The organism is Saccharothrix violaceirubra (assembly GCF_014203755.1).
GTDB classification, from domain to species: domain Bacteria; phylum Actinomycetota; class Actinomycetes; order Mycobacteriales; family Pseudonocardiaceae; genus Actinosynnema; species Actinosynnema violaceirubrum.
In genome coordinates, this window is sequence record NZ_JACHJS010000001.1 from 6,959,264 (window position 1) to 6,973,177 (window position 13,914).

Consider the following 13,914-nt stretch of genomic DNA (forward strand, 5'->3'; position numbering starts at 1 on the left):
GGGCGTCGGACGCCCCCGCTCTCACGGTCGCCGGGCGGCCAGGACGTCCAGCAGCGTCAGGGTCGTGTCCACGATCGTGCTCTCGATGCCCTCCTCGAACGGGACGGGCCACCGGTAGGGCATCGTCGCCGAGCCCTCGCCGGCGATCGTGTTGTCGTCCGTCCAACCGGCTTCGTAGCCGCCCTGGGCCAGGCATTCCTCGTCGGGCACGTAGCACTCCACCTCGCCGCTGTAGGCCAGCACCCAGAGCGGCTCGGGAAAACGTTCGTGCAACGTCACGTCGTACGACGACAGCACCTCGTGCGACAACGCGGCGATCGCCAGGCCGTCGAACCGCCACACCTGGATCGGCATGGGCGCGAACGTCGGCAGGTCGTCGTCGTCCGCCAGGCCGATGATCGCCTCCGCGTGCCGCCGGACCTCGACGGCGGGGTCGGCCAGCCGGTCCTCGTACCGCCCGCGCAACCTCGCCGCGACGCGCGGGTCGGACAGGTCCACCGACAGCGGTAATCGCACCTCGGCCGACACGACGCGGATCGGCCCGGTCACCGGGCTCGTCGAGTCGCCGACCACGTCGAGCACGGCCGAGGCGACGGCGTCGCCGATCTCCTCCACCAGGGGCGGGCCGAGCGACCCGTCCGGGTCCTGGTCGCCGGCCGCGCCCAGGAAGAACAGGGCCGGCACGCCGAGTTCGTCCTCGATCGCCTCGGCCGCCGCGCCCGGGTAGTCGCTGTCGAACACGCTGTCGTTGCCCCGGGACACCGGGTGGCAGGCCGCGCCGAACAGCACCGCGAACGGATCGTCGTCCAGGTCCCGCACCAGGAGCACGGGCACGTCGGACAGCACCGTCGACAGGCCGACCCGGTTGAACCCGATCTCCGCGCTGCCCACGCCGAAGCCCAGCACCACCTCGGTGCGCTCCTGGTCGGCGGTGTCGCGCACGAGCTGGACCAGCCGGTCGACGACGATCCCCGTCGACCCGTCGACCGCGTCCACGTCGGCGTCGTTCAAGCCCATCAGTATCCGCGGGTCCGGGCGGGTGTCGCCCAGACAGGCCCCGGAGTGCGTGTGGCTGCCGGCCAGCAGGAACCGGTCCGACTCGACCAGTCCCTCCTCGACGACCGCGTCCCAGATCGCCCGGTGCACGTCCCGGGGAAAGCTGATCACGTCGGCACGCAGGAGCACGTGCGGCACGTCGTCGTCCCACAGCACCAGGCAGTGGGCGCGTAATCGACGCGCCACCTCACCGTGGTTGCCGCGGGGCGACCACCCGTACCCACCCATCCACAAACTCGGAAACGGCGGAAACACCGGCGTGATGTCGACGCTTCCGACGGCGGCTTCGAAAGTCATACCCCAGATGACACCCCTGGAAGCCGCCTGATACCTACCCCTGGGGTCGAATGACGTCCAGACCGAGATAAGGCCGCAACGCCGCCGGCACGGTGACCGAACCGTCGGCGTTCTGGTGGTTCTCCAGGATCGCCACCAGCCAGCGGGTCGTGGCCAGGGTGCCGTTCAGGGTCGCGACGACGCGCGGCTTGCCGTCCTCGTCGCGGTAGCGGATGTTCAGGCGGCGGGCCTGGAACGTGGTGCAGTTCGACGTCGAGGTGAGTTCCCGGTACGCCTGCTGGCTGGGCAGCCACGCCTCGCAGTCGAACTTGCGGGCGGCGGACGTGCCCAGGTCGCCGGCGGCCGTGTCGATCACCCGGTAGGGCACCTCGACCTTGGCCAGCATCTCCTCCTCCCACGCCAGCAGCCTGGCGTGCTCGGCCTCGGCGTCCTCGGGACGCACGTAGGAGAACATCTCGACCTTGTTGAACTGGTGCACGCGGATGATGCCCCGGGTGTCCTTGCCGTACGAGCCCGCCTCGCGGCGGTAGCACGACGACCAGCCCGCGTACCGGCGCGGACCGTCCAGGATCTCGTCCGCGTGGTAGCCCGCCAGCGGCACCTCGGACGTGCCGACCAGGTACAGGTCGTCATCGCGCAGGCGGTAGACCTCGCTCGCGTGCTCGCCCAGGAAGCCGGTGCCGGCCATGATCTCGGGGCGGACCAGGGTGGGGGTCACCATCAGCGAGAAACCGGCCGCCGTCGCCTGGGCCACGGCCAGGTTCAGCAGGGCCAGCTCCAGGCGGGCGCCGACGCCGGTCAGGAAGTAGAAGCGCGAACCCGACACCTTGGCGCCGCGCTCGGTGTCGATGGCGCCCAGCCGCGTGCCCAGGTCCAGGTGGTCCTTGACCTCGAAGTCGAACGCCCTCGGCTCGCCGACGTGCTTGACCACGACGTAGTCGTCCTCGCCGCCCTCGGGGGCGTCCGGGTGGACCACGTTGGGCACGACGCGGTGCAGGCGGTCGAGGTCCTCCTCGGCGGCGTGCTGTTCGGCTTCGGCCGCCTTGACCTCGGCGGCCAGCTCCTTGCCCTTGGCCAGCAGCGCCTCGCGCTCCTCGCCGCGTGCCTTGCCGACCTGCTTGCCGAAGCTCTTCTGCTCGCCGCGCAACGTGTCGGCCCGCGCCACGGCGGCCCGGCGGCGTTCGTCGGCGGACAGCAACGCGTCGACCACGGACTCGTCCTCACCCCGCGCCCGCTGCGACGCTCGGACGGCTTCCGGGTTCTCGCGAAGTACCTTGAGGTCGATCACGGGCTGAAGGGTAGTCCGACCTGCCTACAGCCTGCCAACCAGTTGGCAAGCCGTAGGCACCGTCGGAACAGGTCAGAAGATCGCGACCGCCACGACCAGACCGAGCGCCAGGTGCGCGGCGGCCACGACGACGCTGGCCGGAGCGAACTTGTCCGACTCGATCAGCGACCCGATGTCCAGCCGGGTCACCCACTCCAGCAACCGCACGGCCAGCACCTGCACGACGATGCCCGCCAGGCCGAAGATCAGGCCCGTGAGCAGGCCGTCGGCCAGTCGCCCGCCGGAGTTGTAGATCACGACCACCACGATCAGGGCCATGCTCACCAGCCCGGCCGCCGTCACCACGACGGCGTTGGGCGCACCCGTGCGGACCAGGTACGACAGCTTCCCGGGCGTCGTCCAGTCGATGGCGTAGAAGCCGAACACCATCAGCAGCGTGCCGAGGATCGCGTACAGGGCGATGGCACCGAGCCCCTGGCCGATCGTGCTGCCGAAGCCCGGCTCCAGCGCGAGTTCGGTGATCACGAGAACTCCATTCACTCAACAATCCGATGCGGGACGAACGCCGCGCCGTCGTCGGTCACCAGGCCGACCGTCTCGCGGATGCCGAGCCCGGCCGCCGAGTCGCCGACCACCCATGCGCCCAGGGCGGGCCGGTAGCCGTCGAACTCGGGCAGCGGGTCGAACAGCTGGTAGACGAACCCCTCCTTGCCGTACACGCCACCGGTCTCGGTCTCGTAGCCGGGCGCGACGATGCGGATGTTCGCCCCTTCCCGGCCGAGCCGGGGCTTGCGCACGTACTCCGTGAGCAGGCCCGGATCGTCCAGGAACGAAGGCAGCAGGTTGGGGTGGCCGGGGTACATCTCCCACAGCACGGCCAGCAGCGCCTTGTTGGACAGCAGCATCTTCCAGAGCGGCTCGACCCACAGCGTGGCGGGCAGCGTCTCGACCGCGTACCGGCCGAACTGCTCGTCGACGACCCACTCCCAGGGGTAGAGCTTGACCACGGTGGCCATCGGCGACTCTTCGAGGTCGACGAACCGCTTGATCAGCGGGTCCCAGCCGATCTCCTCGATCGCCAGGCCGACCGTGTCCAGGCCCGCCTCGGCGGCGGTCTCCTGGAGGTAGGCCACGGTCACGTGGTCCTCGCCGGACGGGTCCGCGCCCGACCACGTGAAGTGCAGCTCGGACGACGGCAGCCCGGCGCCGATCTCCGCCCACCGCTCGACGAGCTTCTCGTGGATCGAGTTCCACTGGTCGTCGTCGGGGAACACGTCGGTCTTCCAGTTCCACTGGACGACCGACGCCTCCAGCAGCGACGTGGGCGTGTCGGCGTTGTACTCCAGCAGCTTGGCCGGGCCGCGACCGTCGTAGCGCAGGTCGAAGCGGCCGTACACGTGTGGGTCCCGGCGCTTCCACGACTCGGCGATCGCCGGCCACAGCCACTCGGGCAGGCCGAAGTCCCGGTACCGCTCGGTGGTGACGACGTTGTCGACGGCGTCCAGGCACATGCTGTGCAGCAGCTCGACGTCGGCTTCGAGCGACAGGACGTCGCTCATGTCGAACACGTAGTGCACGGACTCGTCCCAGTAGGGCCGGGGGTTGCCGGCCGCGTCCTTGGCCGGCGCCCCGAACACGAGCCCTTGGTCGGACACCGTGCGCTGCCAGCCTGGCCGCGGCGCGGAGGTCTCACGGCGCAACTCAGCTGCCCCCGCTCTTGCTGCCGCCCGACACGCCGAAGCCGCCGCGCTGCACGACCGTGCCGGACTTCGTGGTGACGTTCGAGCCCTTGGGGATCGTGTAGCTGCCGCCGCTGACCTTCGAGCCGACGGGCGTGCTCGTGCCGCCGTAGTGGTAGCGGTAGGAGCTGCCGCCGATGTAGATGAAGCCGCCGCTGGTGTAGCCGCCGTGGGTGGAGGCGTAGGACGGGTCGCAGTACTGGTCGTCGACGACCACGTCGTCCTTGGTGCACTGCGCCTCGACGTCGTCCGGGCTGGACGCGGCGTACCAGATCGCGACCACGCCCACGACGCCGACGGCGACACCGCCACCGATGAGCAGCCGCTTGCGGGTCTTCCTCTTGCGGGCCTGCTCGGCTTCGAGGGCGAGTTGGCGTTCCTGCTCCTCGCGCACGGCCTGTTCACGGGCGCGCTGCACGGCCAGGGAGGGCGGCTTGGGCTTGGTGCGCCCCGACTCCTGGTTGCGCACCCGACCGCGCCCGTCGGGGCGGGGCGGCTCCGGGGCGGTCGCCGGCCGGTAGGGCGGCGGCGCGGCGGGGCTCGTCGTGGTGGGCGTGTCGTCCGGGCCGCTGCGCCCCGAGGGGCCGGCGGCGCCGGAACCGGGCACGTCGGCCGCACCGACCTGTCCGGTCGGATCGGGCACGCCGGCGGACGCGGGCGGCGTCGGCCCGCTCTCCGGCGGCACGGCGTTCCCGGAGTTGTCGTTACCGGTGTTCTTCTCAGTCATCAGCCACTCCCGGCGGGGACGGTACGGCAGATCGGCCGCCGAACGGGTGAAGGGTGTCCCAAAAGCAACACACTGCACCCGTGCGATGGGCTTGCGGTCCGGTCCAGGCATCATGGAACAGATGTCCGAACGCGGTGGTTGGTTTCGTCGAGGTGACCGGGTGGTCATGATCGGCGCGTTCGTGGGCGCCTTCGCACTGCTCGGGCTCAGCGCTTTCACGTCGTTGCCGCTGGGTGGTGGCGCGGCGGGTACCTCCCACTCCACCACGCCGTCGGTGAACCCCGCGTTCACCGCCAAGGCCGGCGACTGCCTGGACTGGAAACGTGAAGATCTTTCAGACCTCACGCTCGTCGACTGCGCCAAGGAACACCTCTTCGAGGTGACCGACGTGGTCGACCTCGGACCGGAGTACGCGAAGGACGCGCCCTGGCCCGACGCGACCGGCTGGCAGCAGATCAACGAGAAGCACTGCGCCAAGGCCTCCCTGGACTACCTGTCCGGCAAGTTCGACCCGTTCGGCAAGTACACCGTCGGCCCGCTCAACCCCAGCGAGGCGAGCTGGAAGGAGGGTGGGCGGACGGTCCGCTGCGGCCTCCAGGTCGCGGGCCCCGGCGGCGCGCTCCTGCGCGCGTTCGGCTCGGCCCGCGCCCAGGACCAGTCGGACGTCTACGACGCGACCGTGTGCCTGGGCATCACGCCCGCGCGCTCGGTCGGCGACCCGGTCCCGTGCGCCGAACCGCACACGTTCGAGATCGTCGGCGTGGTGCCGCTGCCCGAGGGCGACTTCCCGAAACCGGAGAAGCAGGACGAGATCATGTCCGCCGAGTGCGCCCGGATCGCGACGGAGTACACCGGCGGCGCGGACCTCAAGGCCAAGGGCCGCATCGTCACGTGGGACACGCGGGCCGTCGAAAGCTGGACGGCGGGCTCGCGCAAGGCGAACTGCAAGGTCGGCGCCGCACCCGACGAGGGCGGCCTGGTCGCGTGGACGGGTTCCGTGCGCAACCCGGACGCGCCGCCCCCGACCACCGCCAACCCGCCGCAGACGACGGCCGTCCAGCAGAGCGAGGCGACCGGCGCTCCCCTGCACCCGAGCACGTCCGCCACGGGTTCGGCACCGCCGACCACGACGTCGTCCGGCCGCACCACGACCAGCCAACCCACCACCACGACGACCGAAGCGGACGGCTGACCCCGTGCCCGTCGACATGACCCGGCAGCGTTTCGAGGAACTGGTCGGCGAGGCTCTCGACGAACTGCCGCCGGAGTTCGCCGCCGCGATGGACAACGTGGTCGTCCTGGTCGAGGACCGCCACCCCGACGAGCCGAGCCTGCTGGGCCTGTACCACGGCATCGCCCTGACCTCGCGCAACAGCGACTACGGCGGCGTTCTGCCCGACCGCGTGACGATCTACCGGGAAGCCATCCTCGACATCTGCGCGGACGAGGACGAGGTCGTCGACGAGGTCGTGATCACCGTGGTGCACGAGATCGCCCACCACTTCGGCATCGACGACGAACGCCTGCACGAACTCGGCTGGGGCTGAGCCTCAACGATCCCGGCGGGCCACGAAGGCGGCGGCCTGCGTCCGGCGTTCCATCCCGAGCTTGGACAGCACGGACGTCACGTGGTTCTTCACGGTCTTCTCGGCCAGGAACAACCGCTCGGCGATCTGCCGGTTGGTCATCCCCTCCCCGATCAGGTGCAGGACCCGCCGCTCCTGCTCGGTCAGCGCGTCCAGGACGTCCACCTCGGGCACGCGACGCATGCGCTCCAACACCCGCGCGGTGGTCCGGGGGTCCAGCAGGGACCGCCCGGCCGCCACCTCCCGCACCGCCACCACCAGGTCCTGCCCCCGGACCTGCTTGAGCAGGTACCCGGAGGCACCGGCCATGATCGCCGCGACCAGGGCGTCCTCGTCGTCGAACGCGGTCAGCACCAGGCAGTGCACCCCGGTGGGCCGCAGCCGTCCGCACAGGTCGATCCCGGTCCCGTCGGGCAGCCGCACGTCCACCACGGCCACGTCCGGCCGGGTCGCCTCGGCGCGCACCACGGCCTCGTCGACCCCGCCCGCCTCGGCCACGACGGTGATGTCGTCCTCGTCGTCGAGCAGTTCGCGCAGTCCTCTGCGGACCACCTCGTGGTCGTCGACCAGCAACACGCGCACGGGCACGAACCAACCATAGGTCGAATGCCGGTACCGACAGAACGCGCCCGCCAACACAGTGCAGGCATGTTCGTACGCGCGATCGAGGAAGCCGACCGGATCGTCGTCGGCCGACTGGTGTTGGAGCTGTGGGGGGCGCACACCGCCGTCGCCCACGGCCAGGTGTTCTTCCCGGCGAGCCTGCCCGGCTTCCTGGTGGAACAGCAGGAGCAGGTCGTCGGGCTGCTCACCTACACCGCGTCGGACGGCCAGTTGGAGATCGTCACCATCGACGCACTGCGCCGGGGCCGCGGCGTGGGCAGTGCACTCGTCGACGCGGCCGTGCACCGGGCCCGCCAGATCGGTTGCTCGCGCGTCCGCCTGACCACCACGAACGACAACCTGGACGCGTTGCGGTTCTACCAACGCCGGGGGTTCCGCCTCGCCGCACTGCGTCCTGATGCCGTGCGCGAGTCACGGCGGCTCAAACCCGAGATCCCGTCGGTCGGCGAGTACGGCATCCCCATCACGGACGAGCTGGACCTGGAGAGATGGGTGGCGCCGCGCTAGTAGTCCACAGCCCGGTCGCCGGTAGTCCACAGGGTTGTGCACACACCTGTGGACAAAGTTGTGGACAACCCTGTGCACAACTCACCGGCGCGGCAGCGGGGAGAACACCTCGTCCCACGCGGCGGCGACCTGGCGTGCGCACGTACCGGGCGCCACGCCGCCGATGCCGGTGCCCAGACCGGGCATCACGAGGGTGCGGATTACCGAACGGATCGGGCGGCCGTCCTCCAGCCGCCCGTCCCGCCAGAGGCGCAGGACGGCACGTGCCGCGAGGTACGGGTGCACGGTGTCGTCGGGCAACGTCTCGGCCGGGCGGCGCATGGTGGGTGCGCTGACCAACCACTGCGGCTCGATCTCGCCGGTCGGCACGAGGACCGCCTCGCCGACCGGCAGTTCGCCGCCGTGCAACGCCAGCACGGCACTGCGCACGTTGGCCTCGACCAGCGGAAAGGCCCTCGCGTAGACGGCGTCGATGCCGCCCCGCATCCAGCCCGAGGAGTTCGCCGGGCTCACCACGGCCTCGGCGGGGATGTCGAGCACGGAACCACGGTGGACTTCGACGCCGGGTCGTCCGTCGGCGACGGCACCCCAGGCGTTCGCCAATGGTTCATCGACTGCGCATAGCACCAGACGGGGAACTGCTACCGGAGCGTTGATCTCACCCTCCGTATCCACGGCCACGATCACCAGCATTCCAGGAGAACCGGCTTATTCGGAACAGGGACGACCACCCACCGGACAGGTGATCCTCGCCTCAACGGTGATCACTTGCCGTGCTGCTCGTATCGTTGGCCCGTGCTCGCCTACCTCGGACCGCAGGGAACCTTCACGGAGCAGGCCGCTCGCGGGCTTGCCAAGCCGGACGACGACCTGACGCCCTACGACACCGTGCCCGCCGCGCTCGACGCGGTCCGTCGTGGCGACGTGGACGCGGCGTGCGTCCCGGTGGAGAACTCCGTCGAGGGCGCCGTGCCCGCGACGATGGACGCCCTCGCGTCGGGCGACCCGCTGGTCGCCGTCGGCGAGATCGTGCTCCCGGTCCGCTTCAGCATTCTCGTCCGTCCCGGCTCGACGGGCTCGGTGAAGACCGTGACCAGCCATCCGCACGCGTTGGCACAGGTGCGTTCGTGGCTGGCCAAGAACCTCCCGGAGGCCCAGGTCGTGCCCAGCTCGTCCACGGCGGCCGGCGCTCGCGCCGTACTGGCGGGCGAGTTCGACGCGGCGGTGAGCGCCCCCGTGGCCGTCCACCACTACCCGTTGGAGGAGCTGGCCACCGGCGTCAACGACGTGGAAGACGCCAAAACCCGCTTCCTGCTGGTCGAACGACCCGGCACGCTCCCCGCCCCCACCGGCTCGGACCGCACGTCGGTGGTCGTGACCGCCGCCGACCGCATCGGGGCCCTGTCGGAACTACTGGCGGAGCTGGCACTACGCCGGATCAACCTGACCCGGATCGAATCCCGCCCCACCAAGGGTCGACTGGGCGAGTACCGCTTCTACATCGACCTGGACGGCCACGTGGCCGAACCGGCGGTCGGCGACGCCCTGGCGGCACTGCACCGCCACTGCCCGGAAACCCGCTTCCTGGGCTCGTACCCCAGGGCCGAGGCCGGGGTCGGGAAGACCGACGACTCGGGCTTCGAAGCAGCCGCCCAGTGGCTGACGAAGATCCGCACCGGCAACGGCGCCTGACACACCAAGCCTGCCCGAACGCACAGTTCGCGGTGTCTGAACGCACAACTCGCGGTGTCTGAACGTATAACTCGCGCGTTCACACAGGCACCGACCACAGAATCGTGGTGCCGCTGAGAGCGGAAGAGCGCACCTCGCAAGTCCCCCCGGCAGCCAGAGCCCGCTCCTCCAAATGCCTCAACCCCCGCCGAGCCACCCCGCCGGGAATCCCACACCCGTCATCGGAGACCTCCACCGACAACCGCCCCCCGACACACCCCACCACGATGGAGACCTGCAACGCCCCGGAATGCCGGACCACATTCGACAACGCCTCCCGCAACGCGGCTCGGGCATGATCCGCCAACCCGGCCGGCACCCCCGTCAGATCCCCGTCGATCCGCACGTCGGGCTCCCGGTCGAGCAGCTCCCCCGCTATCCGGGCCTCGGCCAGGATCGAACCACGCAGATCGGCATCCACCCGCCCCGCCGGATCGGCACTGCGCAGAGCCCGAACGGTAGCCCTGACCTCGGCCATCGTCGCGTCCAACTGATCGACGCACTCGGCCAACCGCCGAGCCTCCCGCCCCTCCAGCTTCAACCGGCGATCAAGCAGGTCAAGCTGCACCCCGGTCGCATAAAGCCGCTGGATGATCACATCGTGAAGATCCCGGGCAATCCGCTCGCGTTCCTCATAGACAGCGATGCGATGCCGGGCGGTAAACCCCTCGGCCAACACCACAGCCAACCCGGCCTGCGCGGCAAACGCCGTCAACACCCCCACGGTGTCGCTGCTGAACGGCCGCTCCCCCTTCTTCCGATAAACGGCCAGCGCACCGATCCGCCGCTCCCGAGTCCCGAAGGGCGCCACCGCGAACGGCCCGTACCCCCGCAAGGACCGAGGGACGAAGGGCGCAGTCCGAGGATCGGTGGTGAAGTCGTCGGCCGTGACCGGAACACCGGTACGTGCCGCCCGAGCCGCCGAAGACCGGGATGACAACACCACCCCGATCGGCCCGGCCGTACCGGAAGACGCCTCCACGGCCAGGGTCCCATCGGAAGCCGTGATCATGGCCAACCCCAGATCGGCACCCGCCACCTCGGCCGCGTGCCGCACGACCAGCGGCAGCACCGAATCCGGGTCGTCACCGGCCAGGGCAGCCGACGTGATCTCGGTAGACGCGGCGAGAATGCGTGCGGGGTCCACGGCGCTCAACGGTAGGCCCTGACGACGACCCGCCCCTCGGCGATCTCCACGACACGATCCGCCCGCACGGCCTCCTCCGGCCGATGCGTCACATGCAGGACCGTGCGATCCGCCAACGCCGTGTCGATCAGATCCAGCAACGCCCGCGCGGACGGCTCGTCCAGGTGCGCGGTCGGCTCGTCGAGCAGGACGAGATCGGCGTCGTGGACCAGCGCACGGGCCAACCCCAGCCGCTGGGCCTCGCCACCGGACAGCAGGGTCGGGCCGACCTCGGTGTCCAGGTCGAGCCCCAACCCGACCGCGTCGAGAGCCGCACGAAGCCGGTCGTCCGACGCGTCGGGATCACCGATCCGGAGGTTCTCGCGCACGGTCGTCGACACGAGCACGGCTTCCTGCGGGCACCACGCGACCCGCGCGGGCACCTCCACCGTCCCCCGCGACACGTCGACAAACCCCAACAGCACCCCGAACAGACTCGACTTGCCCGCACCGGACCCACCGACCACGGCGACACGTTCACCGGGCCGCACCGTCAACTCGACACCGGAGAGCACCGGCTCGGCCGCGTCCTCCCACCGGGCCGTGACCCCGGAGAGCACCACCCCGCGATCGTCACGCACCACCGGCACCCGCCACTCCGACTTCCGGACGACCCGCCCGTTGGCCTCCCGCAACGTCTGCCGATGCGCGGCAGCACCCGGCAGTGCGGCCCACGCTTCGGCCAACGCCAACGGCACCAACCCCAGAACCGGGATCAACAGCGGATCCACCCCCGCGGCCCGACCAAGCGCCACACACACCACCGCGGCAAACCCCATGGTCAGATGAACGACACCGGTCGCCGCCCCAGCCGCCCACGCCTGCCGCCGAGCCAACGCAGCCAGTCGGGTGTCGGCCTCGGCCACCCCGGCCCGCACCCGCCCGGCCGCCCCGAACGCGATCAGGTCGGGCGCGGCGGTGAGCAACGTCAACACCGCTTCCGCCACCTCACGCCGACCACGGGCCGACACCGTGCTCGCCCGCCGCTCGGCGATCACCGCCACGGCCGGCGCGAGCACACCGCCCACGGCCAAAGCCACGGCCAGCGCCACCCCCACCAGCGGGTCGATCGCCAGGAACAACCCGACCGACGCCACCCCGACCCCGAACGCCACCAACGGCGGCTGGAGCACCCGGGGCACAAGATCCCGCACGGTGTCCACGTCGTCGACCACCGTGGCCAGGTCCGCACGGCCGGGCCGCAACCGCTCCCAGGTACGCACCCGCAGATCGGCAGCCAGCCGGAACGCGGCGTCGTGCGACACCAGCCGCTCGACGTACCGCAACACCCCCTTGGCCAGGGCAAACGTCCGCACACCCACCACGAGCACCGTCAACGTCATGATCGGCGGCTGCGTGGCGGCCTTCGCGATCAGGTACGCCGACACAGCCGTCAACGCCACACCGCACGCCGAGGCTGCCGTCCCCACCAGCGCCCCCGCCAGGACCCGACGGGTCGGCCGGGGCAGCACCGGCACGACCGGAGCCGCCTCGACGGCCTCGCCCGACCGCGCCACGACGACGTCGTCCACATGATCGACAACCCGGTGCGTGGCGAGGACGACCGCGGCACCCCCGGCGGCGGCCTCCTCGATCGCGGCCATCACCGACGACGCCGTCGCCGGATCGAGGTGCGCGGTCGGCTCGTCCAGCAGCAGAACCGCCGCACCGTCCTTGACCAGCGTCAACGCCCGCGCCAACGCCACCCGCTGCCGCTCGCCGGTGGACAGCGAACCAATCGACCGCCCCACCAGGTGCCCGGCCACGACCGACGCCAACACCCCGTGATCCACCCGCCCGGTGGTCAACTCCAGTTCGTCGGCCACGGTCGCACCGGCGAACGCGGGCCGCTGGGGCACCCAGGCGATCGGCCCCCGGACCCGGACCTGGCCGGAGTCCGGCCGCACGAACCCCAGCAGCGCCGCGAACACCGTGGACTTGCCCGAACCGCTCGGCGACGAGAGCCGGTGCACCTCCCCCTGGCGCACCGTGAAGCTCACCCCGTCCGGGGCGAACCGCCCTCGCCGCCGAACCCGCAGCGACCGCACCTCGACCGGCAGGACCCCCGTCTCCACCGGTGCGGCGGTCGCCGGGGTCTCCAGCACGGCCGACACCCGTCGGACCGCCTCGACCCCGTCCTCGCTCGCGTGGTGCGCCGCGCCCGCAGCCCGCAGGGGCAGGTAGCACTCGGGCACCAGGATCAGCACGACCAGTCCCGTGACCAGCGTCAGGTCGCCCGACACCAGCCGCAGTCCGATCCCCACCGCGATCAGCGCCACCGACAGCGACGCCAGGATCTCCAGGACCAGCGCCGACAGGAACGCCACGCGCAACGTCCCCATCGCCGCGCGGCGGTGCGCCTCCCCCAGTCGACGCACCACCGCCGCCTGCCCCGCCACCCGCCCGAAGGCGCTGAGCAGCGGCAACGCCCGGACCAGTTCCAGCATCCGGCCGGACAACCGCTCCAGCGCCGACGCCGAGGCCTCGACCCGGCCGGCCGTGAACCGGCCGATCAGGATCGCGAACACCGGGATCAGCGGCACGGTCACCGCGACCAGCACCGCCGAGGTCGGGTCGGTGATCAACACCCACAGCCCGACCAGCGGCGGCACCACTCCCGCCGTGACCAGCGCCGGCACGTAGCGCGTGAAGTACGCGTCCAGTGCGTCCAGCCCCCGCGTGGCCACGACCGACAGCGGCGCGGCACCCCGTGCCACGATCCAGTCCGGGCCCAGCACCAGCGCCCGGTCCAGCAGCGCGGCCCGCAGTTCCTCCTTCGCGCCGGCCGCCGCCCGGGCCGCCGCGGTCTCCGTGGCCCACGCCAACCCCGCGCGCAGGAGCACGAACACCGCGAGCCACCCGAACGACCCGCCCCCGACCAGCACCCCGGCGAGCGTCACCGCCTGGCCGACCAGGGCGGACGCGGTCAGTCCCGCGAGCAGCGCGCACAGGACCAGCGCCCGACGCGCCGACCGCGAGAGGGTGGGCAGCGCGCCGAGCGGGCCACGCCCCGGCTTCTTGGCGGAAGGGGCTCCGGGGACGTTCACAGGTCGAACAGTAGGAGCACTCCGACTTTCCGCAAGAGGTACGACCGTCCCCTCCGGCACGGGACCTAGGTCCCGCCTCGAAGCGACCGCTCTCCCGGAAACCGCCCTTCAGGAAACTGCCAAGGA

13 protein-coding genes are annotated in these 13,914 nt (G+C 71.2%); 4 read left to right on the forward strand and 9 right to left on the reverse strand.

All coding sequences use genetic code 11. The annotated features are described in order from the left end of the window. Positions 1 to 21: 21 nt before the first annotated feature. From F4559_RS32235 to F4559_RS36645, 5 genes are all read right to left on the reverse strand, one after another. Positions 22 to 1,284, reverse strand: a complete 1,263-nt coding sequence (locus tag F4559_RS32235; RefSeq protein WP_184674850.1) for a hypothetical protein — start codon at positions 1,282 to 1,284, stop codon at positions 22 to 24. Between the two features lie 103 nt (positions 1,285 to 1,387). Further along, positions 1,388 to 2,641 (reverse strand): serine--tRNA ligase, encoded by a 1,254-nt coding sequence (serS, locus tag F4559_RS32240; RefSeq protein ID WP_184674851.1) that lies wholly within the window; start codon positions 2,639 to 2,641, stop codon positions 1,388 to 1,390. Between the two features lie 72 nt (positions 2,642 to 2,713). Then, positions 2,714 to 3,166 (reverse strand): DUF350 domain-containing protein, encoded by a 453-nt coding sequence (locus tag F4559_RS32245; RefSeq protein ID WP_184674852.1) that lies wholly within the window; start codon positions 3,164 to 3,166, stop codon positions 2,714 to 2,716. An 11-nt stretch (positions 3,167 to 3,177) separates the two neighbouring features. Then, positions 3,178 to 4,341 carry a glutathionylspermidine synthase family protein gene (locus F4559_RS32250; RefSeq protein WP_184674853.1) on the reverse strand — a complete coding sequence of 388 codons (1,164 nt, stop codon included), beginning with the start codon at positions 4,339 to 4,341 and terminating at the stop codon, positions 3,178 to 3,180. Position 4,342: 1 nt separating this feature from the next. Continuing rightward, complete coding sequence (locus F4559_RS36645) at positions 4,343 to 5,107, reverse strand: hypothetical protein (protein ID WP_312865921.1); 765 nt, start codon at positions 5,105 to 5,107, stop codon at positions 4,343 to 4,345. Between the two features lie 166 nt (positions 5,108 to 5,273). Between F4559_RS36645 and F4559_RS32260 the strand changes: the two genes are divergently transcribed. Then, entirely contained in the window at positions 5,274 to 6,299 is a 1,026-nt protein-coding gene (locus F4559_RS32260) for a septum formation family protein (protein WP_184676461.1), read from the forward strand. Positions 6,300 to 6,303: 4 nt separating this feature from the next. Beyond that, positions 6,304 to 6,654, forward strand: a complete 351-nt coding sequence (locus F4559_RS32265; RefSeq protein ID WP_184674854.1) for a metallopeptidase family protein — start codon at positions 6,304 to 6,306, stop codon at positions 6,652 to 6,654. A gap of 3 nt (positions 6,655 to 6,657) precedes the next feature. On the opposite strand, the gene F4559_RS32270 is transcribed toward F4559_RS32265, so the two are convergent. Beyond that, the gene (locus F4559_RS32270) at positions 6,658 to 7,281 is read right to left on the reverse strand and encodes a response regulator (protein ID WP_184674855.1); all 624 of its coding nucleotides are present in this window, start codon (positions 7,279 to 7,281) and stop codon (positions 6,658 to 6,660) included. A 60-nt stretch (positions 7,282 to 7,341) separates the two neighbouring features. Between F4559_RS32270 and F4559_RS32275 the strand changes: the two genes are divergently transcribed. Continuing rightward, positions 7,342 to 7,824 carry a GNAT family N-acetyltransferase gene (locus tag F4559_RS32275; RefSeq protein ID WP_184674856.1) on the forward strand — a complete coding sequence of 161 codons (483 nt, stop codon included), beginning with the start codon at positions 7,342 to 7,344 and terminating at the stop codon, positions 7,822 to 7,824. A gap of 81 nt (positions 7,825 to 7,905) precedes the next feature. Here F4559_RS32275 and F4559_RS32280 read toward each other — a convergent pair whose 3' ends face one another. After that, the gene (locus F4559_RS32280; RefSeq protein ID WP_184674857.1) at positions 7,906 to 8,517 is read right to left on the reverse strand and encodes a macro domain-containing protein; all 612 of its coding nucleotides are present in this window, start codon (positions 8,515 to 8,517) and stop codon (positions 7,906 to 7,908) included. Between the two features lie 102 nt (positions 8,518 to 8,619). On the opposite strand from F4559_RS32280, the gene pheA reads away from it, so the two are divergent. Then, on the forward strand, positions 8,620 to 9,516 hold the full coding sequence (gene pheA, locus F4559_RS32285; protein ID WP_184674858.1) for a prephenate dehydratase: 897 nt from the start codon (positions 8,620 to 8,622) through the stop codon (positions 9,514 to 9,516). A 79-nt stretch (positions 9,517 to 9,595) separates the two neighbouring features. Here the strand turns inward: pheA and F4559_RS32290 are convergent, their stop codons facing one another. Together F4559_RS32290 and cydC are read right to left on the reverse strand one after the other, a co-directional pair. After that, the gene (locus F4559_RS32290; protein WP_221447443.1) at positions 9,596 to 10,711 is read right to left on the reverse strand and encodes a GAF domain-containing sensor histidine kinase; all 1,116 of its coding nucleotides are present in this window, start codon (positions 10,709 to 10,711) and stop codon (positions 9,596 to 9,598) included. After that, on the reverse strand, positions 10,708 to 13,788 hold the full coding sequence (cydC, locus tag F4559_RS32295) for a thiol reductant ABC exporter subunit CydC (protein WP_312865922.1): 3,081 nt from the start codon (positions 13,786 to 13,788) through the stop codon (positions 10,708 to 10,710). Before cydC ends, F4559_RS32290 begins: the two co-directional genes overlap by 4 nt. Between the last annotated feature and the right edge of the window lie 126 nt (positions 13,789 to 13,914).